The sequence below is a fragment of the Sphingomonas sp. JUb134 genome (assembly GCF_004341505.2).
Lineage (GTDB): Bacteria > Pseudomonadota > Alphaproteobacteria > Sphingomonadales > Sphingomonadaceae > Sphingomonas.
In genome coordinates, this window is sequence record NZ_SLYP02000002.1 from 219733 (window position 1) to 241601 (window position 21869).

A 21869-nucleotide genomic window follows, 5' to 3' on the forward strand; every position below is an offset into this window, starting at 1 on the left:
ATGGGCCGGTTCGCGCGTAATGAAGGGTAACGACGGCGGCCCCTCCCGCCGGCCGCAAGCATTGAATGGAGCGAAAGAACGGCATGAGCCGCAATCTGAACCGGCGCGACGTGATGCGCGGAACCGCCATGCTCGGCGGCACGCTGGCCATGTCGGCCTACCTGCCAGCTTGGGCGCAACCCGTGTCGCGCGGCATCGCCAAGCCGCTGCCGATCGTATCGGGTACGGAAATCGCCCTGACGATCGACCGGATGAAGCTGGTCATGGACGGAATTACAACGCCCGCGATCGGGGTGAACGGCACGGTCCCGGCGCCACTCGTCCGCCTCAAGGAGGGCCAGAAGGTCCGGCTCGCGGTGACCAACAATCTTGACGAGGATAGCTCGATCCACTGGCACGGCCTCATTCTGCCGTTCCAAATGGACGGCGTGCCGGGCATCAGTTTCCCCGGCATCAAGGCACGTTCGACTTTCGTGTACGAATTTCCAGTCGTGCAGTCAGGCACCTACTGGTACCACAGCCACTCGGGCGAGCAGGAGCAGGGCGGGCTCTACGGCCCCATCGTCATCGATCCCGCGGGACCCGACCCGATCGCATTCGACCGCGAGCATGTGATCGTGCTCTCCGATCACAGCCAGATGACCGGTGAGGAGATCTTCCGCAAGCTCAAGCAGATGGGCGGTGCCTATTTCAACTATCAGCGCCCGACGCTGAGTGGACTGCTCGCCGGACGGGAAATGCCCCTCAAGGATCGCCTGAAGTGGGGGCAGATGCGGATGGACCCGGCGGACATCGCGGACGTCACGGGTTCGACCTACACCTTCCTGGTCAATGGCTTTGGGCCTTACGACAATTGGACGGGTCTCTTCCGGCCGGGGGAGCGCGTCCGGCTACGCATCGTCAACGCCGCGGCGCAGACCAACTTCAACGTCCGCATCCCTGACCTGCCAATGACAGTGGTGCAGGCCGACGGCCAGAACGTCCGGCCCGTCGAAGTGGACGAGTTCCAGATCGGGGTCGCGGAGACGTTCGACGTGATCGTGACGCCCGGCGACCGCGCCTACAGCTTCGTGTCCGAAGCGATCGACCGTTCCGGCATGGGGCGCGCCACCCTGGCACCGCGCGAGGGCATGATCGCCCCAGTCCCGCCGCTTCGCCCGCGCACGCTCCTGACCATGACCGACATGGGCATGGATATGGGAGGCATGAAGGGGATGGAGGGAATGTCGGGGATGTCCGACGAGAACCCGGTGGCGAAGCGCGGCCTCGACCCCACGGTCCAGCAGAACGCATCGCGTAACCTGTGGAAGCTAACCGGCTGGAAGGGACCGACTGACCACGGGGCGGTCGCGGTTGCGTCCGGGATGGCCGGCATGGCCGGCATGGATCATGGCCAAATGAACTCCGGCGCGATGGCGGGAATGGACCACAGCCAAATGGGTGCCAGCGCGTCGGGCATAACCCCAAGCCAGACGGGCAGCGGCGGCATGGCGGGGATGGACCACGGCGCCATGCAAGGCGGTGCAGGGCAGGCCGGTGGGATGGCCGGAATGGATCACGGCTCCGGGGGCATGGACATGAACATGCGCAACCCGAAGAACGCGCCCGGCGTCAAGATGGGGCCGGGGGTGCAGACCATCTCGCCGATGCCGAAGGACCGCACGGCCGAGCCGCCGCAGGGGCTGGAGGACGTCGATCATCGCGTGCTCACCTATCGCGACCTTGTCGCGCTGGATCGCAACCCGGACGCTCGTGCCCCGGCGCGCCAGTTGGAGATCCACCTGACGGGCAATATGGAGCGCTATATGTGGGGCTTTGACGGCCAGAAGCTCAGCGACCCCGCCGACCCCATCCCGTTCCGCAAGGACGAACGCGCGCGCGTCACCCTGATCAATGACACGATGATGCCGCACCCAATCCACTTGCACGGGCACTTCTTTGAACTGGTGACCGGGCATGGCGACTTGGCGCCTCGCAAGCACACGGTGAATGTAGCGCCTGGCGGCAAGATGACGTTCGACGTGACGACCGATGCGGTCGGCGACTGGGCGTTCCACTGCCACAATCTCTATCACATGACCGCAGGGATGATGCGTGTCGTGACCGTTCGCCCGATGGGCGAGGAGAATCGCGATGCAGCTTAAGCTCCTCCTGATCGCGAGCGGCGCAGCGCTCGGCCTGGCAACCCCGGCGGCCGCGCAGATGGACCATTCCAATATGCCCGGCATGAAGATGCCGCCGCCAAAGACGCCAGCGGTGAAAAAGCCTGCCGCTAAGAAGCCAGCAGCGACCAAGCCCGCCGCGCGCAAGAAGTCCGTGAAGCCCGCCGCCAAGTCGACACCGCGCGCGAAGGCGGGATCGGGGGCCAAGCCCGCCGCAAGTCGGTCCGCCAAGCCGCCGGCCCCTGGAGCGGTCGTTGCCGATCCTCACGCCGGTCATGACATGACGGCCATGCCGGGCATGACTACGCCTGGAGCCAACCCCAATCCTGGTGCCGGGCACGACATGTCGGCGATGCCAGATACCTCCGGCGGTGCCGCCCCCGGCCAGCCAGGTGCCATGCAGGGCATGGACCATGGTTCGGGCGCTATGCAAGGCATGGCAGGTCACGACATGGGAAGCATGCCTCCTTCGGCGACCGGCACGACAATGGTCGGGACCAACCTGCCGGCCGGCAACGCTCCGCCGCCGCCCATCCCGATGGATCGGGCCGCAGACCAAGTCTACTCTGCCCCCGCCATGGCGCATTCGCAGCAGCATCTGCAGTCGATGCACGGCGGCCAGAATTTCTCGCAGGTCATATTTAACCTGGCCGAATACCAGGTCCGCGACGGTCGCGACGCCTATCGATGGGATGGCGGTGCCTGGTACGGTGGCGACATCAATCGCCTGGTTCTTAAAACCGAAGGCGAAGGGAACTTTGGGAGAAGCCTGGAAAGGGCGGAGCTGCAGGCGCTCTATGCACGGGCGATCGGACCCTTCACCGACTTCCAGGCCGGGATTCGTTACGACTTCAAGCCCAACCCCTCCCGTGTCTACGCTACGGTTGGGTTCGAGAGCCTGGCCCCAGGCTTTTTCGATGTGGAGGGCGCACTGTTCTTGTCTAGCAAGGGTGACGTGCTCGGCCGCGTTGAAGGGTATTACGATCAGCGTATCACCCAGCGCCTGATCCTCCAGCCTCGTCTCGAAGCGGAATTTGCGGCGCAAGACGTTCCGGAAGACCGGATCGGCTCGGGCTTGTCGGACCTCGAGCTTGGCTTGCGGCTGCGCTACGAGGTGAAGCGCGAGTTTGCCCCTTATATCGGTGTTTCATACGAGCGCAGAGTGGGCCGCTCTGCTCGTTTTGCACGCGAGGACGGCGAGGATGCGTCATCGACCAGCCTTGTTCTGGGCATTCGCACATGGTTTTGAGGCCGATTGGGCTTTGTTGCGTTGACTAAGTCCAAGAAGGAGCAGGCAATGTTTAAGACACTTACAGCTCTGGCTCTGGCGGCGATGGCAGCGAGCCCGGCTTTGGCTCAGCAGCAGATGCAAGGCATGGACCACTCGAAAATGCAGGGCATGAACCACGACAACATGCCTGGCATGAACACGCCCTTCATGCCCGCCGAGATGGCGATGCACGAGAAGATGATGAGGGCCAAAGGCGCCAATGCAAATGAGACGTGGGCCCGCAAGATGATCGAGCATCACCGCGGTGCGATTGCCATGTCGCAGATCGTTCTCCGCGAGGCGCCCGATGCGAAGACCCGGCAAATGGCTCAGAAGTCTATTGCCGAGCAAAACAAGAGCATCGGTGAACTCCAGGCGATGCTCCGGTCGATGAGCAAGCGACCTCAGTGATAATCTTCGTTCCTCCCGCCCCACGAGGGGGCGGGAGGAATGACCAAGGAGTTTTTCCATGAAGACAGCTTTACGATCCGCGCTTACTGCCGCAGCCTTGTTGGTTCCGGTTGCCGTCAGCGCGGCCACTCCGATCGTTATGCACCGCGATCCCGGCTGCGGCTGTTGCGCCAAGTGGGCAGCGCAGGTGCAGCGGCAGCTCGGGCGCCAGGTGCGCGTCGTCGATGATTCCAATCGCCCGGCGCTGCAGAAGCGCGCGGGGGTCCCTGCGGACGTCTCGTCCTGCCACACAGCAATCGCCGATGGCATGGCTTTCGAGGGCCACGTGCCGATTGCCGATATGAAGCGGGCTCTCGCGACCCGGCCCAAGGGTGTGCGAGGCCTCGCGGTCGGCGGTATGCCGCTCGGCTCGCCGGGAATGGAAGTGCCGGGCGTCAAGACGCAGGCCTATGACGTGGTCGCCTTCGGTCCCGGCGGGCGCCGCCTGTTCGCGCGCCACGGCAGCTGATCGGCGGTTTTTTCAGGCTAGCGGCGCAGGACCCGGCCGCCGCAGCCGGCGTAGCTCCACGGTCCAGTTCGTCTGAAAGAGCAGGCGAAGAGTTCACAAAAGGATTCGGACGGGTGAGGAAAACGGGAATCGATGAACACGGATCAAGGGGTCGGGTGATGGGCGGTAAACGAGGCGGGACCTTCGCTTTGCTCCTTGCGGTTGCAATGTCAGTAAGCACGTCGGCATCGGCTCATGAAGATCACGATGCGCTCGGGGCCGGTCCCGGGCCGGCCGCTAACAGCGCAGGCGAGACTCAGAAAAAGGATGGAGCAGACGCTGGCGACGGTCACATGGGGATGGGCTCTATGTCGACCGTGGACATGAACATGGCCGGCCGCGACATCGCCGGCGATGACATGGACATGGGCGGCATGCACGAGGAGACCGCTAACAAGAACAAGAGTTTCGGCGAACGTCTTGTGAGTTGGCTGGGTCGGCTGCACACCATGGTCATTCATTTTCCCATCGCACTGTTCATCGGTGCGTTCGGGGTGGAGCTGTTCGGGTTGTGGCGCCGCAACCGGGACTATCAGCATGTCGCACATATAATGTTGGTCGTCGGAGCGCTGGGAGCAATCGCGGCGGCGTTCCTGGGCTGGTTCGCAGGCGGGTTCTACCTGACCGACCGCAACCCGATCCTGATGACGCATCGCTGGCTCGGAACGTTGATCGCGGTCTTCGGCGTTGCGCTGGCTTGGATGGCAGCGCGCCACCGTAAGGGTCCCGAGCGGTCGCGGACGTTGTACTGGGTGTTGCTTGGCCTGATGACGCTGGCGATCTCCATCCAGGGGTTCCTTGGCGGAACCTTCATGCATGGCGGAATAAACCACTTGGCGTTCTGACCCAGTCCGGCTGTGTGCGTGAAGCGGTCGTTTCCTGAACAGGGACCGTCGAGGACGCGTCTCCGCCAAGGACGCGTCCTCGGCTGATCAGCGGATCGACTGAACCGCTTCGTTGCAAGCCTGTTCGCAGCGGCGACAGTGTTCAGCGCAGATGCGGCAATGCTCGTGCATGCTCGCATGCTTCTCGCACTCCTCCGCACACAGCCCGCAGGCGATGGCGCAGGCTTGAAGAGCCGCGACCAGCGCCTGCTCGTTGCTGCCGGTGCGGCGGGTGCCGAGCGAGCCTGCCGCCAAGCAGATGTCGGCGCAGTCGAGGTTCAGACGAATGCACTGGCGAAGCTGCGCGACCATCTCTTCCGCCAGACAGGCATCAGCGCACGACGTGCAGGTTTGAGCACATGAGTAGCACTCCTCGAGACAGCGGATCAGTGCATCGTTCGTGCTTCCTTTCACGTCCGGATGCGTCGCGATCATCTCTTTCATGTGGTGCATCGTTCTCTCCTGTTCAGGCAGTGGTCTCACCACCTGTCGAAGCAAGAGGTTACAAACCTGAATGTTCCGGCCTTTGCGTTGGACCGTGCGGCCGCTTTGGCGTGTCGAGTAACCTCTGGCGCTGGTGGTAGCGCACCGTCTCGACGCCCATGCCGCCTGCGTGAGCGAGCCCGGGATCGTAGTGCGGGAATTTGAACGGAGAAGGGCCGTGTCGCCGATCGTCGTGTGGGTACGAATCAGCGCTGGGTGGCGGCTTTACTCGTTGCACTGCCAATAGCTCGCGCTAGGTCGGCAGTACGCCCCGAGCGGGACACAGCCCGGCCATGGCGGATGCCAATCCGCTGTCGCTGTCGCGCAACAGGTTATGGATTGCGGTCGCAGCGATCGCTGCTTGTCCGGTCGCGACGCTGATCTGATCGAGCCCTTCCACAACGTCGCCAACCGCGTAGAGGCCAGCAACAGAGGATTGTTGGTGGGCGTTGGTCAGCACGCAACCTGATTCGCTGAGCTTCGCGCCCAGCGAAGTGGCAAGCCGCGTTCGAGGCGACGAGCCGAGCGCAGGGTAAAGCGTGTCGAATTGTAGCCCCAGGCCGTTGGCCAACCGCACCTCGACACACTCGCCCAGACGCAGCTGCTCGACAGGCGAAGGCGCGACATCGATGCCCTGCTGGTTCAGCTTGGCAAATTCCATTGGAGCGAGGTCGAGCGACCGTTCGGCGAGAAGCGTGACCTTGGCGCCATAAGCGCGCAGAAATTCGGCTTCTTCAGCGCCATGGCCGTCGCAGCCGAGCACCGCCACGTTCATCCGCCGAGCCTCATAACCATCGCAAATCGGGCAGTAGCGAATAAGACCACGCGCGACGCCGATGTCATGCATCGCATCGGGCATCTCTGGACGTCGATTGACGACCCCGGTCGCGAGGACCACGGTCCGCGCGTACATGACGTTCAGTCCGCAGCTTGCCGAGAAATGGTCGCCTGATGCGACAATCGCGTCGATCTCACCGCTCTGGATCGTACCGCCATATTCGTGCAGCTGAGCTTGCAGGCGCGCAAGAAACGTGACGCCGGAAATGCCGCCGGGAAATCCTGGAAGGTTGTGCGAGCGCGGGATGGAGGCGGCGCGCCCTGCCGCCGTGTCGAAGACGACGCAGCTCCTGAGAAACCGGGACAGATAGATCGCGGTCGTGAGGCCTGCGGGACCGCCGCCCACAATCAGACAGTCGATGACCTCCTCGGGATCGCCAGTCCAGCCTTGATTGGTCAACCGCAACCTCATCATTACCCCGCGCAAGCGCCCGTCAGGCCCGCGGCGACAGCTCGTCCGGACGGGAAGGCGCAGTGAAAAGCGCTCTGTACTCCCTTCTGAATACGCGCCTCCCCCGCTAACCCCTCATCGAGAGGCGCGGCGGCACGAAAAAGATCGTGAGGGGTGAAACGTCCGGCTGCGTAATACAAGTGAACCCAATGGAAATGGAGATTGCCCAGATGCGTCGCTTGTTCATCACGACTGCCGCCGCCGCCTTGTTCTTCGCAGGCGGCGTCGCAAACGCGCACCCGAAGCTGGTATCCGCCAGCCCCGCCGCCAACGCGGCGGTTGCGACCCCGGAGAAGATCAGCCTCCAGTTCAGCGAGAAACTCGTGCCTGCTTTCTCCAAGGCCGAACTGATCATGGCCGCGATGCCTGGCATGGCGGCCATGAAGATGCCGAGCAGCGCCGCGGTCGGCTCCGACGGGCGTACGCTCACGATCATCCCGAAGCAGCGTCTCCCGCGTGGGCGTTACAACGTCGACTGGCAGGTCGTTTCCGGCGACACGCACAAAATCACTGGCAGCTACACCTTCACGGTGAAGTGAGCGGATGATTGACTGGCCGACCGTCGCCATCCGCTTGGCGTTATACCTCGTCCTGGCGGTGCTGTTCGGCCTGTCGGCGTTCAGCCTCTATGGCCTTCGGCTCGGCGAGCGCGAGGATGCAATCGCTCTGCGGCCTTGGCTTTCGGGAAGTGCTGTGCTCGGGTTGCTGCTCTCAGCCGCTGGCCTGATCCTCATGGCCTCGTCGATGGCCGGATCTCCATTCTGGCCGGTCGACGAGGCCGCGGTGGCTGCCTTGCTCGGAGGGCCACCGGTTGGCTCCGCCTGGAAGGTGCGCATGGTAGCGCTGGTCATTGCCGGGGGCGCGGTCCTACTGGCGCGAGGCAGAGCATCATGGCTGGCGATGGCCATGATTGCCGCCGCTACGGCGTTGGCGACACTCGCGTGGAACGGGCACGGTGCCATGGACGAGGGAAGCACCGGATGGCTTCACCTGGGCGCGGACATTCTCCATCTCCTCGCAGGCGGTATATGGGTTGGCGCACTGTTCGGATTGCTTCTCCTGATGATGCGCCGCGCCGAGGCGATCGATGCCGCGCACCTTCAGCTTACCCATCGGGCGCTGCACGGCTTCGGGGCGGTGGGCACGCTCGTGGTTGCCATTTTAGTGATCACCGGCTTGATCAACAGCTGGCTGCTCGTGGGCCCAGCCAATTTCACGGCCTTGGGCACGACGCTCTACGGCTTGCTGCTGCTCGCCAAGCTGGTCTTGTTCGCAGCGATGCTGGGACTCGCGTCGCTTAATCGGTTCCGCCTCACGCCGGCCTTCGAACGCTCGATTGCCATGAACGATCATGACGGAGCGCTTATGACGCTGCGGGTCAGCCTGGCGGTCGAGACAACCTGCGTGATTGGTATCTTGGCGCTCGTAGCATGGCTCGGCACCCTCGCACCGCCCGCATCGGGCATGTAGGTGAGGTTAGCTCTGCTGGGTCTGTTGATGTATTCAAAGGTGAACGAACGAGGGTGGCAGAGTCATGACCGACGTCGAACGCAGCGAGCCCGGGAGCGGCAAGGGTGCTCCTGAGATCGTCCTCATCACGGGTGCGAGCGGTTTCATAGCCGCCGCGCTCATTGCCCGGCTCGGCGAACGCTACACGGTCGTCGGACTCGATCGTGCCGGTCCTCCGGACCCGCCGCCTCCTGCGGCCGCGGTCGCCATCGATCTCGGGTCCGACGAGGCGGTCCGCGCCGCGCTCGAGGAGGTGCGCGCACGATACGGCGCCCGCATCGCGTCGGTTATCCACCTAGCCGCTTATTACGACATAACCGGCAAGCCTAACCCGCTCTATGACAAGGTGACAGTCCAGGGCACCCGCCGGCTGATTGACGGGCTGCAATCGTTCGAGGTCGAGCAATTCGTCTTCGCCAGCACGATGCTGGTCCATAAGCCGACCGCCACTCCGGAGGAGCGCATCAGCGAGGAGTCGCCAATCGGTGCGTCCTGGGCGTATCCGCAGTCCAAGGTCGACACCGAGGCATTGCTGCATGAGCGCCACGGGAACATCCCCGTCGTCTTCCTCCGCGCCGCAGGAGTTTACGACGACGACGGGCGCTCGGCGTTTCTCGCGCAGCAGATATCGCAGATCTACGAGCACCGCCTGATCTCGCATTTCTATCCCGGCATGCTGTGCGCGGCACAGTCATCGGTGCACCGCGAGGACTTGGCCGACGCCGTGGTGCGCCTCGTCGATCGGCGGCACGACTTGCCGTCAGAACTGCCGCTGCTCGTCGGCGAACCCGACCCGCCCGGCTATGCCGAGATCCAGGACATCGTCGGGGAGGCGCTCCACGGCGAGGGCTGGAAGACGATCCGCATCCCGCAGCCGCTCGCGAAGGCCGGGATCATCCTGCAGAACGAAGCGCTCGGCAGCGACGACTTTATCCAGCCCTGGATGATCGACAGCAGCAACGACCACTATATCCTCGACATCTCGCGCGCACGGTCGCTGCTCGGGTGGGAACCGAAGCACAGCCTTCGCGACACGCTCCCGGCGATCGTCGCTGCGCTCAAGCGGCATCCGCGGGCCTGGTACCGGAACAACAAGCTCAACGAGAACCTGGTCGCGTGGGATGAAGAGCCAGAGGCCGAGCTTGCGGGGTCTGGCCACCACCAGCCCGCAGCGGCCGCCGGAACGGGCGGCATAGATCACGGCGGGATGGATCACAGCAAAATGGACCACGCGGCGATGGGGCACGGGTCCGGCGCCGCGGTCGCGGCCATGTCGGACCACGGCGGGCACGGCGATCACATGGCCTTGATGGACCGCGATGAGCGCCGCGCACGCTGGGCGCTTTACGCCAACATCGGTCTCGGTCTGTGGCTCGCCTCCAGCCCGCTCATCTATGATTCCATGACCACGCAGAGCGTCGGCGAAGCCGCGCGTTTCGTAACCGTCGATCGCGGGCTGCCTTCGATCGAATGGCGGGCCAGCGCACTGGCTATCAGCGATGTCGTCAGCGGGCTCGCCATCGCGCTGTTCGGCGCGCTGTCGCTCGCCCCGCGCACCAAGACATGGGCGCAGTGGGCTGTCGCGTTCATCGGCATCTGGCTGTTCTTCGCGCCGCTGATCTTCTGGAGCCCGAGCGCCGCGCAGTACAACAACAACCTGCTCATCGGCTCGGCCGTGATCGCCCTGTCGGTGCTCGTGCCAATGATGCCGGGCATGAGCATGGCGGGCATGATGGACCCCAAGAACATCCCGCCTGGCTGGACCTATTCGCCATCGACGGACGCGCAGCGGCTGCCGATCGTCGCCATGGCGCTGATTGGGCTTCTGACCTCGCGTATCCTGACGGCCTACCAGTTAGGCCACATCGATACTGTGTGGGAGCCGTTCTTTGCTGGATCGCTGGCCGACCCGCGCAATGGGACCGAGGAGATCATTACATCCGACATGTCGAAGGCTTGGCCGATCCCCGACGGCGGTCTTGGTACAGTCAGCTACGTGCTCGAAATTCTTATGGCGGTGATGGGCACCCGCGACCGCTGGCGGACCATGCCGTGGATGGTGACCTTCTTCGGCATTCTCGTCATTCCGCTCGGCGTCGTCAGCATCTATTTCATCATCAGCCAGCCGATCGTCATCGGCACGTGGAGCACGCTGGCGCTGATCGCCGCGCTCGCCATGCTGATCATGATCCCGTTCGCATTGGACGAGGTCATTGCCATGGGCCAGTTCCTCGCCTGGGCGAAGCGCCGCGGCAAGCCGCTGATCCGCACCTTCTTCCAGGGCGACGCGGTCGAGGCGGGGGCCGAGGACGCATCCGACGTGATGGCCTCGCCTTCTACCTTCTGGGCGGATGCGAAGCGCGGGCTGACGCTGCCGTGGACGCTGGCGGCCAGTATCGTGCTCGGCGCCTTCCTGATGCTGACGCGGGTGATCCTGGGGAACGAAGGCGAGATGGCGAACAGCGACCATGTCGTCGGCGCCCTCGTGATCACAGTCGCGATCATTGCCACCGCAGAGGTGGCCCGCGCTCTCCGCTTCATCAATGTCGCGTTCGGGGCATGGCTCGTCGCTGCCCCGTTCCTGCTGACAGGGGCCGGCCCCCTTGGGGCGATCGTGTCGGTGGTCGTGGGAATCGCGCTCATCGGGCTCAGCCTGCCGCGCGGCAAGCGCAGCCCCGAACATTATGCGAGCTGGGACAAATACGTAATTTGAGGCCTTACTCGCCTCCAGAGAGGAGGGGCACAGCATGGCGCAGTCCAGGTACCGAGTTCTATCCGGGCGGTCATTCAGGCGGTTATATGGCCGTCGATTATGGCGGTGCGGTTGCCGATGGCCGGGTCAAGAGCGGCCGAGTATGCCGAGATGAACGAGTTCGCGTGAAGCTGCTCCAGGCCGCAGGCGTCGGCGTGAAGTTCGCGATCCATCCGGTTGCGGGGCGCATGCCCGGTCACATGAACGTGCTGCTCGCCGAAGCCGGCGTGCCCTATGACATCATCTTCGATATGGAAGATATCAACGCCGAGTTTGCCAACACCGATGTCGCGCTGGTCATCGGGGCCAACGATGTCGTCAACCCGGCGGCACGCACCGACAAATCCTCGCCGATCTACGGCATGCCCATCCTCGATGCCGACCAGGCCCACCAGGTCTATGTCGTCAAGCGCGGTCAGGGCAAAGGTTATTCCGGCGTCGAGAACCTGCTCTTCTTCAACGAGAATTGCAGCATGGTCTATGGGGATGCCCAGGCGGTGCTGACGCAGATGGTGCAGGCCGTGAAGGATCTCGGCGCGTGACCGTACCCCTTACCCCCGAAATCTGATTCACCACAGGAGAATGGACAATGACCTACGCGACCATCAATCCCTATACCGGAGACACTGTTGCGACCTTTCCCGACGCAACGGACGAGGAGGTGAAGACCGCGCTGGACAAAGCAGACGCGGCTTTCCTCAGTTGGCGCGAAACCTCCTTCGCCGAGCGCGGCCGTATCCTGCAGAATGCCGCAGATATCCTGCGCCGGGACAGCGATGCTTTTGCCCGCCTGCTGACGCTGGAAATGGGTAAGCTGGTCGCCGAAGCGAAGGCCGAGGTGGAACTCTCCGCCAAGATCTTCGAATATTATGTTCGGCATGCGGAAGACCTGCTGAAGCCGGAGAAGCTGCCGGTGCTCGATCCCGCCGAAGGCGAGGCGATGCTGGTGCACGAGCCGCTCGGCGTCCTCCTGGCGATCGAGCCATGGAATTTCCCTTATTATCAGATTGCCCGCATTCTCGCGCCGCAACTCTCGGCCGGCAACACGCTGATCCTCAAGCACGCCTCGAACGTTCCGCAGAGCGCCGCGGCGTTCGAGAGACTGATGAACGAAGCGGGTCTGCCGGAAGGCGCGTTCCAGAATCTCTATGCAACGCGCGATCAGATCAACCTCATCATCAACGATCCGCGCGTTCATGGCGTGGCGTTGACTGGCTCGGAAGCTGCCGGCGCGGTGGTTGCATCCGAGGCCGGCAAGGCGCTCAAGAAGTCGACCATGGAACTGGGCGGCGCCGACGCCTTTGTCGTGCTCGCCGATGCCGACATGGACAAGACGATCGACTGGGCCGTCTTCGGCCGGCACTGGAACGGTGGCCAGGTCTGTGTTTCGTCCAAGCGCATGATCGTCGTCGATGAAGTCTACGACACCTTCCTCGACGGTTATCGCAAGGGCGTAGCCAAGCTCGTCATGGGCGACCCCTCCGACCCCGGCACCACTCTCGCGCCGCTCTCCTCGCAAAAGGCGGCCGACGACATCAAGGAACAGATCCGCAAGGCCGTCGAACTGGGCGCCAAGGCTGAGGAAGTCGGTCCTACAGTGCCGAACAAGGGGGCTTTCGTGCAGCCAACTTTTCTGACCGACCTCGATGAGGGCAATCCGGCCCGTTATTGGGAATTCTTCGGTCCGGTATCGATGCTGTTCCGTGCGAAGGATGAGGACGATGCCGTGCGCATCGCCAACGACTCGCCCTTTGGCCTGGGCGGCTCCGTCTTCACCTCCGATCCTGTCCACGGCGCCGAAGTGGCGAAGCGGATTTCCACCGGCATGGTCTTCGTCAATCACCCGACTAAGGTGGAGGCCGACCTGCCGTTCGGCGGCATCCGTCGCTCGGGCTATGGCCGCGAACTGCTGGGCCTCGGCCTCAAGGAGTTCGTCAATCACAAGCTGATCGATGTCGTCGATATCGACGCGCATTTCTGAGAGAGGAACATCGCCATGGAAAGCACGATGAAAGCCGCGGTCGTCCGTGAATTCGGAAAGCCATTGGTCATGGAGGAAGTCGCGGTGCCCCGACCTGGCGCCGGCCAGATCCTCGTCAAGATCGCAGCCACCGGTGTGTGCCACACCGACCTGCATGCCGCTGAGGGCGATTGGCCGGTCAAGCCCAATCCACCCTTCATTCCTGGTCACGAGGGCGTCGGACATGTGGTCGCGGTTGGCGCAGGTGTGAAGCATGTCAAGGAGGGCGACCGGGTGGGCGTGCCATGGCTATATGATGCCTGCGGCCATTGCACGCACTGCCTGGGCGGCTGGGAAACGCTGTGCGAGGAGCAGCACAATACCGGGTATTCGGTGAACGGCAGCTTTGCCGAATATGTTCTCGCCGATCCCAATTATGTGGGGCATCTGCCCGGCAACGTTTCGTTCGTCGATATTGCGCCGATCCTGTGCGCCGGCGTCACCGTCTACAAGGGCCTCAAGGTAACCGACACCAAACCGGGCGACTGGGTGGTGATCTCCGGCATCGGAGGTCTCGGCCATCTCGCCGTGCAATATGCCAAGGCGATGGGCCTCAACGTCGTCGCCGTCGATGTCGATGACAGGAAGCTCGACCTCGCCCGGTCGCTGGGGGCCACGTTGGCAGTCAACGCCCGTTCGGAAGACCCGATCGCTTTCGTGAAGAAGCAGATCGGAGGCGCGAATGGGGTGTTGGTCACCGCCGTGTCGCCCAAGGCCTTCGAACAGGCGATGGGTATGGTGGGACGCGGCGGCACGGTCGCGCTCAACGGCCTGCCGCCCGGTGACTTCCCGCTGCCGATCTTCGACACGGTGCTGAACGGCGTGACCGTGCGGGGATCGATCGTGGGGACGCGGCTCGATTTACAGGAAGCCTTGGACTTCGCCGGTGACGGCAAGGTGAAGGCCACGATCTCAACCGACAAACTCGAGAACATCAACGACATCTTCTCCCGGATGCACAAGGGCGACATCCAGGGCCGCGTCGTCATCGATTTCGAGCAATAACGAGCCGCTTTTCGATCGGGCGTGTCTTCGTCGATCAGCCGGTCACCGCCGGGGCCGGAGGTCAATTGCCTTTCTGAACGCGTCTCCTCTCACCCTTAGGAGGGAGGAGACGCGCCGGTGGAGGAGAGGCGCCATCCTGAACAGACGAAGGAAGATTATCATGACTACTGGCAAGAAGGTCGCAATCGTCACAGGTGCCGGCCAGGGCATAGGCTTGGCCATCGCGGTGCGTCTCTCCCGGGAAGGCTTCGCCATCGGCTGTCTCGATTATAATGCGGAAACGGCAGAGGCGGCAGCCGATGCAATCATCGCTACAGGCGGTGAAGCACTCGCGGTCAAGGTCGATGTCGCTCAGCGCGATGACGTCTTCAAGGCGGTGGATGCGGTCGTTCAGCGGTTTGGCCGGCTCGATGTCATCGTGAACAACGCAGGCCTCGGACCGACCACACCGATCGAGGAGATCACGCCCGAAATCTACCACAAGGTGTTCGACGTCAATGTCGGCGGCACCTATTGGGGCATCCAGGCGGCGCTCAAGCATTTCAAGGCACGTAAGCCCGAGAAGGCCGGCGATATCGTCGGCAAGATCATCAATGCTTCGTCACAGGCGGGACAGGTTGGCAATCCCGATCTGGCGGTTTACGGCGCGACCAAGTTCGCGATCCGCGGCATCACCCAGACAGCAGCCAAGGATCTCGCACCCCTTGGCATCACCAGCAATGCCTATTGTCCCGGTATCGTGCGCACGCCCATGATGGAGGGCATTGCTCAGAAGGTCGCTGATGAAAATGGCCAGACCCTTGAATGGGGCCTGCAGCAATGGGCGAAGAACGTAACGCTCGGGCGCATCTCTGAGCCGGAAGACGTGGCAGCCTGCGTATCCTTCCTTGCTGGCCCGGACTCGGATTACATGACAGGGCAAGCCCTGATTATCGACGGCGGCATGGTCTTTAACTGAGGCAGAGGTTCGAAGACGATCCTGTTTCGGCAGGCTCGTCTTGGTGCAGCTGTCAGATGCTGGGAGGCATGCGATGCATGCAATGGTCCTGAATGCGGTCGGTCAGCCGCTCGTGTGGACCGAACTTCCGGATAGAAGGCGTCACCTCAAGGTTTGTGCGCCAGACAACTACAAGGGTTCCTGGGGCGCGCCTTCATGCATGGCGGCCTCAACCATCTGGCATTTTGAAGGGGGAAACATGATTTTGGCGTTTAGGGTGGCAATGGCCACAGCACTGGCGATGCCGATTGCGGTCGCCGCCCAGCCTGCATCGCGCTTCGCGGATACGAAGGCCGTGGAGGCAGTACTGTCGCAGTACAAGGCGGCGATTGAAAAGCTCGATGCGAAAGGAACAGAGCGACTCTTCGCGGCCGACTCCCAGATATTCGAAACGGGTGGCTCGGAGGGAACCTACGCGACATACCTCGCCCATCATCTTGGGCCAGAGCTGGCAGCCTTCAAGTCGTTTACATTTTCCGACTACAAGGTGAAGGTTCGCTTTGAGGGTCCGGTCGCACTTGCCACCGAGACCTACCGCTATCGGATCGAGCCGAAGAACGGGGCTGTTGCCGAACGTATTGGCGTCGCAACCAGCGTCTTAACGCGCTCGGGGAGCAGCTGGAAGATCATCAGCATGCACAGTAGCGCTCGCAAGCCGAAAGGCTCCTGATCGGTCAAGATCACATTGCGCCCGGACCCAGCTTCAGGGGTCGGCAATATGGCCGCTACTGCTTCTTCGCTGGATTCGGCGTAGCCGACTGCGGTGTCGCATTTGTAGAATTCGTCGGGTGATCGTGCTCCGGTATGCCAGCATAATGGTTCATCTGATCCTCGGAGATGTCCGACGTTTCCTCGCTGCTGCCACAAGCCGTTACGGCCAGAGGTAACAGAAACATGGCTGTGATAATCGCCCTCGATCTTCTCATAACAGAATGCCCTTCGATGCCGATCTGAACCCATCATAGCTGATACGGTGGGATGCTCGTATCTGACTTCCTTACAATGATATGATCGACAAGGTTTTCGCTAGACTGGCATGCTCATGATGTCCTTATACGCGGAAAGCAACTTATTGCGAACTTGCAACGTCGCCTCGAACGCGATCGACGACTCCTGCCGCGCGAGCATTACCTTTGCAATATCGACCTCTTCGCCGCGTTCATAGGCAACCGTCAACTTTCCGGCGCGAGCGTTGATTTCATTGATCTTTTGAAGCTGTGTTTGCAGTGTAGAGGTAAAGCCACCTGGTTCCGCGCGCCCGGCAGCCGAGATCCCTTGGGTCGAACCTGGACCTACGACCGAGTCTGCACCGTCCGCCTGTCCGCCGTCAGCACCAATGGCACAGATTTGAGGTTGTGATCTAAGGAGGATCTGGGCTTCGTCGTAGTGACGAAGGAACGAAGATGAAGCCCAGATCCTCCAATGTAAAATCGCCCGCCAAGGCCCCAGCAGAGCGGGTAGTGAAGGACATCCGCCGACAGACCCGGCGCCACTTTTCGGCCGAGGACAAGATCCGCATCGTGCTGGATGGCCTGCGCGGGGAAGACAGCATCGCCGAGCTATGCCGCAAGGAAGGCATTGCCCAGAGCCTGTATTACACCTGGTCGAAGGAGTTCATGGAAGCTGGCAAGCGCCGCCTGGCCGGCGACACCGCCCGTGCCGCGACCACCGGAGAGGTCCAGGACCTGCGCCGCGAAACCCGGGCCCTGAAGGAATGCGTGGCCGATCTGACACTGGAAAACCGTCTGCTCAAAAAAAGCATGATCGCGGATGGGGGCAACGACGAATGAGGTATCCCGCATCCGAGAAGCTCGAGATCATCAGAACCGTCGAGCAGTCGCACCTGTCGGCCAAGCGCACGCTGGACCAACTCGGCATCCCTCGTCGGACATTCTACCGCTGGTATGATCGCTACCTCGAAGGCGGGCCGGAGGCGTTGGAAGATCGGCCATCGGCGCCGAGCCGGGTGTGGAACCGCATCCCGGCGGGCATCCACGACCAGATCATCGAGCTGGCGCTGGAACAGTCTGAGCTGAGCCCCCGGGAACTGGCCGTGCGCTTCACCGATGGGCAGCGCTACTTCGTGTCGGAATCCACGGTTTACCGCCTGTTGAAGGCCCGCGACCTGATCACCAGCCCGGCCTATGTCGTGATCAAGGCTGCCGATCAGTTCCACACGAAAACCACGCGGCCGAACGAGATGTGGCAGACCGACTTCACCTACTTCAAGATCATCGGGTGGGGCTGGATGTATCTGTCGACCGTGCTCGACGACTTCTCGCGCTACATCATCGCCTGGAAGCTGTGCACCAACATGCGAGCCGAGGACGTCACCGACACGCTGGACCTCGCCCTGGCGGCTTCTGGTTGCGACAGCGCCACGGTGCTGCACAAACCCCGGCTACTCAGCGATAATGGCCCCAGCTACATCGCGGGTGAGCTGGCGGAATACATCGAGGCCCGGAAGATGAGCCATGTCCGCGGCGCCCCGTGTCATCCCCAAACCCAGGGCAAGATCGAGCGCTGGCACCAGACCCTGAAAAACCGCATCTTGCTGGAAAACTACTTCCTGCCCGGCGACCTCGAAGCTCACATCGAGGCCTTCGTCGAGCACTACAATCACCAGCGATACCACGAGAGCCTGGCCAATGTGACGCCTGCCGACGCCTACTTCGGCAGGGCTCCGGCAATCATCAAACTGCGCGAAAGGATCAAGCGACAGACCATCGAACATCGGCGCTTGCAGCACCGCAAGTTCGCCGCCTAACATCAACCCCCTGACGAGGTCCGCACTCCGCTAATCTACGCCGCGAGTTGTGCCGAATGTTCTGACGACGGACAAGGATTGGCCAATTGTGCTCGTGTCCGCCTTGCAGACCCCCGCCGTCAAATACATTGGCAGGCGCTTCGGCCAGATGAAACAGGTGCGGATGGTCAGCATCCACCCCGCCGGCCGGCTTGTTACCTGCAAGCTCTGGCGCTGCTCCCGGATCGCTCCAAGGGGGGCTGCCCACTGCAGGACCCTCGGACGGCGTTGATGGGGAAGGAGCGTCCTTGGCGCTATCATGTCCATGCGGACGCTGGCGGAAGCCAGCGTCAGTATCGGGTTGAGCCGCCCCATCGATAGGGTTCGCGTTCGGCATGAAATGGGCTGCTTTCCGGAAGGCTCGCTGCGCCGACCAAGGACTAATTTGAAGTGTGAGATACACCATCGTCAGCACGTTTGTCGCTACGCCGCAATTTTAGCTGAACGGCGGTGTGATTGACTGACGTAACGAAGGCGGAGCACACACCGCTCCGCCTCCTCTCCATCGTCAGAACTGCTGTGCGGTCGGCCGGATGACGATCGCGTTGATGTCGACGTCATCAGGCTGTTCGACAGCGAACGCGATAGCACGCGCCACCGACGCCGCAGGGATGGCCTGTTTATAGAAGTCGAGTACCGTCTCGGCAGCCGTGCCCGACGTCGTGAACTTCAAGTCGCTTTCGACGGCTCCGGGCTCGATAGACGTGACACGGACCTTTTCGCCCACCTCCTGGCGAAGGCCCTCGCTGATCGCGCTGACGGCGAACTTGGTGCCGGAGTAGACCGTGCCGCCTGGTGCGAAGACCTTGATGCCCGCAACCGAGCTCAGGTTGATGATGTGGCCGCTGCCCTGCTCGAGAAAGCCGGGAAGGGCCGCGGCGATGCCGTAAAGCGTACCCTTCAGATTGACGTCGATCATCTGGTCCCACTCGTCGGTGTTGACCTCGGCCATCGGACGGATCGGCATCAGCCCGGCGTTGTTGATCAGCACGTCGAGGCGACCGAAGTCGGCGATGATCGCGGCGACGACGGACTGGACCGCCGACTTGTCGGTGACGTCGAGCGCGTAGCTACGTGCCGTGCCGCCGCTTGAGGCGATGTCCGCGACAACCTCGTCGAGCCTGTCCTTGCGACGGGCGGCGATGGCCACCTTGGCGCCGCGTTCAGCGAGAAGCCGCGCGGTTTCCGCGCCGATACCGGTGCTGCCGCCGGTGATGAGAACAACCTTGCCTTCGATACCTTTGGTCATGACTGTGTGTCCTTGATTTCAGATGTTGATTTTCCGCTGGATCGCGGCCCCGCGCCAGCGGTAGCCGCCGCGTGGATAAACGAGGCCAATAAGGCCCAGGCGAAGCGCAGGTGCCAACAGGCCGATCATCCGCAGCTCCTCTACATAGAACGGTTGTGCCAGCAGCGCCGACCCCACCCATTCTTTAAGCTTGCCCATGGCAGCACCCTCAGGTCGCGGAGACGGGGTTGAGGACGAACGCGCCGCGCTCGGCCAGATCGCCGATCTGAGAGAGGTAGTTCTGGAAGTGGGGCGTCGCGCGGTGGGCGGCAACCGCATCCGAGTCCGCGTACAGCTCGTCGAGGACGAAGCGGTTCGGATCGCTCTGGTCCTGCCAGAGATCGTAGCGCAAATTGCCCGGCTCCGCACGGCTCGGCTTTAACATGGCGTCGAGCAGAGCGTGCAGGCGGTCGACGGTATCCGCACGGGCGGTGAGCACGGCGACGATCTTCACGTTGGCTGTCATGGCACCGTTCCTTGTCATGGTTATATGCGAAGCGGGGCGCATCCTGAGCGCCCCGCCCGTCATCCTGGTACTCACGCAGCGGCGCGATCGAGGGCTTCGATCAAAGCGTCGGCCATGGCCTGGTCCGACGCCGGATTCTGACCCGTGATCAGCTCCCGGTCCACGACGACATTCGAAGCGAAGTTCTTGTCAGTGACCGAGACGTCGCCACCGGCCGAGCGCAGCGCCTTTTCCATGTCGAAGAAGAGCTCGCCCTTCAGCACTTGCTCCTCGGCGATCTTCTCCTCGCTCGCCGAGAAGACGGTCATGCGGTAGCCCGAGTAGATCCAGTCTCGCGCCAGGTTGGCCGCCCCGGCGTCATCGCCTTCCTCCAGCGCCTTGCGGAAGGCCGGAGCATCGTCGAGCGTAGCGACAACGGCTACCGGTCCGTGGCAGAGGAGCGCGGTCGGCTTGGCCGCCGTGTGGAAGTGACGGAGGATCGTGCCCGCGTCGTGGTCCTGCATCAGGTCGACGACGGGAGCGTGGCCGCCCGGCACGAACACTCCGACAAAGCCGTCCAGGCCGCCCTCGACGACAGAGCGCAAGCTGCGGACGTCGTTCATCGCCGGGTGGCTGGCAAAAAAGTCCTTGGCGCGCTGGAATGCCGTCTGATCGCCGCCAAAATGATCAACCGAAACGGAGACGGCGTCGATGTGCGGCTTGGCCCCATTGGGCGTGGCGAGAACAATGTCATAGCCGGCGTCGAGCAGAGCCAGCGCGGGGACCGCCGTCTCGTTGAGATACTGACCGACCGTCGCGGTACCGCCGCCACGCAGACCGATCTGCGTCGCGTTCGATCCAAGAACGAGAACCTGTCCCTTGCTCATCTGAACCTCCATGTTCGCGGCGTCCGTCGCCGATGGATGGGAAATGGGCCTCGTTGACATATTCCAGAAGTTTATCTTTTTGATTTCAGATATAACGCTAACAGGATGACTGCATGCGCTACGATCTGAACCTGCTGCCGATCTTCGTCGCGTTGATGGAGGAGCGCAGCGTCACGCGGGCCGCCGAGCGCATGGGCATGACACAGCCCGCCCTGTCTAACGCCCTATCGCGTCTACGACTGATGCTTCAGGACCAACTGTTCGTCCGCGAGCGCTACGGCATCCAGCCGACCCCGATCGCGCTTGAACTCTCACCGCTGATCGCCGAGGCACTCGCGCAGCTCGACAACGCGGTCCTCGGTCAGCAGGCCTTCGACCCCGTACAGGCCGAACGGCTCTTCACGATCGCGCCGAACGGCTATGTCGAGTTCGTCCTCGTCCCCGCTGTCGTGGCGCGCCTGGAGAAGGTCGCCCCCGGCATAAAGCTTCGTCTGACGCCCTACGGCAACGATCTTGTGGAAACAGGCGTCGTATCGGGCACGACGGCGCTCGTACTGGGCCGCATCGTCGATCCGCCCGACAACCTCGTCGTCCAGCACCTGATGGACGAAGGGCTCGCCTGCGCCGTCCGCGCCGACCATCCGGGCGTCGGCGATGCCATGACGCGCGAGCAGTTCGAGGCGATGAAGCACGTCAACATCGTGCCGCCCGGACGGATGCGCGCCGGGCTGTTCCAGGCGCTGGCGCAGCAGCAGCTGAAGCGTGACGTCGCAATCTCCGTGACAAACTTCTTCGCGGTAGCCGAGATGGTGGCGGTGACCGACTATTGCGCCACCTTGCCCTCGCTCATCTGCAGGCGGCTGATGCACGACCCCCGGCTGAAGATCCTGCCGGCTCCGGTCGACCTTGGCAGCTTTCCCGTGGAAATGGCTTGGCACGTCCGCTATCGGCATGATCCCGCACACCGCTGGCTACGGGCGCTGATCGGCGCGGTCATCACCGACCTCACGGGGAAGACGGCAGCGGCAGCCACGCCGTCGCCAGCCTGAGGACGATGCCGAACCGCGACGTCGCTTGTGCGTATCCCGTACACGACAAAGTTCGCTATACAGCCC

21 protein-coding genes and 1 pseudogene are annotated in these 21869 nt (G+C 62.9%); 15 read left to right on the forward strand and 7 right to left on the reverse strand.

What is annotated here, in order from left to right:
• The first annotated feature begins 83 nt into the window (after window positions 1-83).
• From EDF69_RS17300 to EDF69_RS17320, 5 genes are all read left to right on the forward strand, one after another.
• Complete coding sequence (locus EDF69_RS17300; protein WP_132884042.1) at window positions 84-2144, forward strand: copper resistance system multicopper oxidase; 2061 nt, start codon at window positions 84-86, stop codon at window positions 2142-2144.
• On the forward strand, window positions 2134-3411 hold the full coding sequence (locus EDF69_RS17305; protein WP_047100381.1) for a copper resistance protein B: 1278 nt from the start codon (window positions 2134-2136) through the stop codon (window positions 3409-3411). Before EDF69_RS17300 ends, EDF69_RS17305 begins: the two co-directional genes overlap by 11 nt.
• A gap of 48 nt (window positions 3412-3459) precedes the next feature.
• Window positions 3460-3843 carry a DUF305 domain-containing protein gene (locus tag EDF69_RS17310; RefSeq protein ID WP_037472990.1) on the forward strand — a complete coding sequence of 128 codons (384 nt, stop codon included), beginning with the start codon at window positions 3460-3462 and terminating at the stop codon, window positions 3841-3843.
• A 58-nt stretch (window positions 3844-3901) separates the two neighbouring features.
• On the forward strand, window positions 3902-4351 hold the full coding sequence (locus EDF69_RS17315) for a DUF411 domain-containing protein (RefSeq protein ID WP_047100380.1): 450 nt from the start codon (window positions 3902-3904) through the stop codon (window positions 4349-4351).
• Window positions 4352-4698: 347 nt separating this feature from the next.
• The gene (locus EDF69_RS17320) at window positions 4699-5235 is read left to right on the forward strand and encodes a DUF2231 domain-containing protein (RefSeq protein ID WP_084718461.1); all 537 of its coding nucleotides are present in this window, start codon (window positions 4699-4701) and stop codon (window positions 5233-5235) included.
• Between the two features lie 87 nt (window positions 5236-5322).
• Here the strand turns inward: EDF69_RS17320 and EDF69_RS17325 are convergent, their stop codons facing one another.
• Window positions 5323-5727 (reverse strand): four-helix bundle copper-binding protein, encoded by a 405-nt coding sequence (locus tag EDF69_RS17325; protein WP_047100480.1) that lies wholly within the window; start codon window positions 5725-5727, stop codon window positions 5323-5325.
• 283 nt (window positions 5728-6010) lie between these two features.
• The gene (locus EDF69_RS17330) at window positions 6011-6994 is read right to left on the reverse strand and encodes an NAD(P)/FAD-dependent oxidoreductase (RefSeq protein WP_338112977.1); all 984 of its coding nucleotides are present in this window, start codon (window positions 6992-6994) and stop codon (window positions 6011-6013) included.
• Window positions 6995-7215: 221 nt separating this feature from the next.
• Here EDF69_RS17330 and copC point away from each other — a divergent pair, with 221 nt between their 5' ends.
• The 8 genes and pseudogenes from copC to EDF69_RS17370 all read left to right on the forward strand — a co-directional run bounded on the left by copC (window position 7216) and on the right by EDF69_RS17370 (window position 15998).
• The gene (copC, locus tag EDF69_RS17335; RefSeq protein WP_037475981.1) at window positions 7216-7584 is read left to right on the forward strand and encodes a copper homeostasis periplasmic binding protein CopC; all 369 of its coding nucleotides are present in this window, start codon (window positions 7216-7218) and stop codon (window positions 7582-7584) included.
• A gap of 4 nt (window positions 7585-7588) precedes the next feature.
• A complete protein-coding gene (gene copD, locus EDF69_RS17340) occupies window positions 7589-8515 on the forward strand; it encodes a copper homeostasis membrane protein CopD (RefSeq protein ID WP_037475979.1) in 927 nt (308 codons plus the stop codon).
• Window positions 8516-8579: 64 nt separating this feature from the next.
• Window positions 8580-11267 carry a vitamin K epoxide reductase family protein gene (locus tag EDF69_RS17345; protein ID WP_037475977.1) on the forward strand — a complete coding sequence of 896 codons (2688 nt, stop codon included), beginning with the start codon at window positions 8580-8582 and terminating at the stop codon, window positions 11265-11267.
• 170 nt (window positions 11268-11437) lie between these two features.
• Window positions 11438-11848 (forward strand): annotated as a pseudogene (locus tag EDF69_RS17350) (NAD(P)(+) transhydrogenase (Re/Si-specific) subunit beta); the annotation flags it as partial.
• A gap of 47 nt (window positions 11849-11895) precedes the next feature.
• Window positions 11896-13287: an NAD-dependent succinate-semialdehyde dehydrogenase gene (locus EDF69_RS17355; protein ID WP_037475975.1), complete on the forward strand. Its 1392-nt coding sequence runs from the start codon at window positions 11896-11898 to the stop codon at window positions 13285-13287.
• 15 nt (window positions 13288-13302) lie between these two features.
• Window positions 13303-14331, forward strand: coding sequence for an alcohol dehydrogenase AdhP (gene adhP / locus EDF69_RS17360; RefSeq protein ID WP_037475973.1), 1029 nt, complete (start codon window positions 13303-13305; stop codon window positions 14329-14331).
• Between the two features lie 160 nt (window positions 14332-14491).
• The gene (locus EDF69_RS17365; protein ID WP_088184705.1) at window positions 14492-15289 is read left to right on the forward strand and encodes a (S)-acetoin forming diacetyl reductase; all 798 of its coding nucleotides are present in this window, start codon (window positions 14492-14494) and stop codon (window positions 15287-15289) included.
• A gap of 73 nt (window positions 15290-15362) precedes the next feature.
• Window positions 15363-15998 (forward strand): YybH family protein, encoded by a 636-nt coding sequence (locus EDF69_RS17370; RefSeq protein WP_239556198.1) that lies wholly within the window; start codon window positions 15363-15365, stop codon window positions 15996-15998.
• Window positions 15999-16354: 356 nt separating this feature from the next.
• On the opposite strand, the gene EDF69_RS17375 is transcribed toward EDF69_RS17370, so the two are convergent.
• A complete protein-coding gene (locus EDF69_RS17375; protein ID WP_425336693.1) occupies window positions 16355-16780 on the reverse strand; it encodes a flagellar hook-basal body complex protein FliE in 426 nt (141 codons plus the stop codon).
• Between EDF69_RS17375 and EDF69_RS17380 the strand changes: the two genes are divergently transcribed.
• Window positions 16732-18095 (forward strand): IS3 family transposase gene (locus tag EDF69_RS17380; protein WP_409592734.1). Its coding sequence is split into 2 segments (ribosomal slippage): window positions 16732-17079 and window positions 17082-18095, totalling 1362 coding nucleotides; the frame shifts between segments, so codons are not numbered across the junction. The genes EDF69_RS17375 and EDF69_RS17380 overlap by 49 nt on opposite strands.
• 547 nt (window positions 18096-18642) lie before the next feature.
• Here the strand turns inward: EDF69_RS17380 and EDF69_RS17385 are convergent.
• The 4 genes from EDF69_RS17385 to EDF69_RS17400 all read right to left on the reverse strand — a co-directional run bounded on the left by EDF69_RS17385 (window position 18643) and on the right by EDF69_RS17400 (window position 20754).
• Window positions 18643-19383 (reverse strand): SDR family oxidoreductase, encoded by a 741-nt coding sequence (locus tag EDF69_RS17385; RefSeq protein ID WP_037528221.1) that lies wholly within the window; start codon window positions 19381-19383, stop codon window positions 18643-18645.
• 18 nt (window positions 19384-19401) lie between these two features.
• Window positions 19402-19581, reverse strand: a complete 180-nt coding sequence (locus tag EDF69_RS17390) for a hypothetical protein (RefSeq protein WP_066781563.1) — start codon at window positions 19579-19581, stop codon at window positions 19402-19404.
• A gap of 10 nt (window positions 19582-19591) precedes the next feature.
• The gene (locus EDF69_RS17395; protein ID WP_132884492.1) at window positions 19592-19888 is read right to left on the reverse strand and encodes a putative quinol monooxygenase; all 297 of its coding nucleotides are present in this window, start codon (window positions 19886-19888) and stop codon (window positions 19592-19594) included.
• A 71-nt stretch (window positions 19889-19959) separates the two neighbouring features.
• On the reverse strand, window positions 19960-20754 hold the full coding sequence (locus tag EDF69_RS17400) for a type 1 glutamine amidotransferase domain-containing protein (RefSeq protein WP_132884493.1): 795 nt from the start codon (window positions 20752-20754) through the stop codon (window positions 19960-19962).
• Window positions 20755-20867: 113 nt separating this feature from the next.
• On the opposite strand from EDF69_RS17400, the gene EDF69_RS17405 reads away from it, so the two are divergent.
• On the forward strand, window positions 20868-21803 hold the full coding sequence (locus tag EDF69_RS17405) for a LysR substrate-binding domain-containing protein (protein ID WP_132884494.1): 936 nt from the start codon (window positions 20868-20870) through the stop codon (window positions 21801-21803).
• Window positions 21804-21869 lie beyond the last annotated feature (66 nt).

Coding starts and splice junctions, on each gene's coding strand:
- adhP (WP_037475973.1), top strand. CDS start 13,303: ATGGAAAGCACGATGAAAGCCGCGGTCGTCCGTGAATTCGGAAAGCCA.
- EDF69_RS17300 (WP_132884042.1), top strand. CDS start 84: ATGAGCCGCAATCTGAACCGGCGCGACGTGATGCGCGGAACCGCCATG.
- EDF69_RS17390 (WP_066781563.1), bottom strand. CDS start 19,581: ATGGGCAAGCTTAAAGAATGGGTGGGGTCGGCGCTGCTGGCACAACCG.
- copC (WP_037475981.1), top strand. CDS start 7,216: ATGCGTCGCTTGTTCATCACGACTGCCGCCGCCGCCTTGTTCTTCGCA.
- EDF69_RS17320 (WP_084718461.1), top strand. CDS start 4,699: ATGTCGACCGTGGACATGAACATGGCCGGCCGCGACATCGCCGGCGAT.
- EDF69_RS17405 (WP_132884494.1), top strand. CDS start 20,868: ATGCGCTACGATCTGAACCTGCTGCCGATCTTCGTCGCGTTGATGGAG.
- EDF69_RS17370 (WP_239556198.1), top strand. CDS start 15,363: ATGCATGCAATGGTCCTGAATGCGGTCGGTCAGCCGCTCGTGTGGACC.
- EDF69_RS17305 (WP_047100381.1), top strand. CDS start 2,134: ATGCAGCTTAAGCTCCTCCTGATCGCGAGCGGCGCAGCGCTCGGCCTG.
- EDF69_RS17365 (WP_088184705.1), top strand. CDS start 14,492: ATGACTACTGGCAAGAAGGTCGCAATCGTCACAGGTGCCGGCCAGGGC.
- EDF69_RS17400 (WP_132884493.1), bottom strand. CDS start 20,754: ATGAGCAAGGGACAGGTTCTCGTTCTTGGATCGAACGCGACGCAGATC.
- EDF69_RS17345 (WP_037475977.1), top strand. CDS start 8,580: ATGACCGACGTCGAACGCAGCGAGCCCGGGAGCGGCAAGGGTGCTCCT.
- EDF69_RS17385 (WP_037528221.1), bottom strand. CDS start 19,383: ATGACCAAAGGTATCGAAGGCAAGGTTGTTCTCATCACCGGCGGCAGC.
- copD (WP_037475979.1), top strand. CDS start 7,589: ATGATTGACTGGCCGACCGTCGCCATCCGCTTGGCGTTATACCTCGTC.
- EDF69_RS17325 (WP_047100480.1), bottom strand. CDS start 5,727: ATGCACCACATGAAAGAGATGATCGCGACGCATCCGGACGTGAAAGGA.
- EDF69_RS17310 (WP_037472990.1), top strand. CDS start 3,460: ATGTTTAAGACACTTACAGCTCTGGCTCTGGCGGCGATGGCAGCGAGC.
- EDF69_RS17355 (WP_037475975.1), top strand. CDS start 11,896: ATGACCTACGCGACCATCAATCCCTATACCGGAGACACTGTTGCGACC.
- EDF69_RS17315 (WP_047100380.1), top strand. CDS start 3,902: ATGAAGACAGCTTTACGATCCGCGCTTACTGCCGCAGCCTTGTTGGTT.
- EDF69_RS17395 (WP_132884492.1), bottom strand. CDS start 19,888: ATGACAGCCAACGTGAAGATCGTCGCCGTGCTCACCGCCCGTGCGGAT.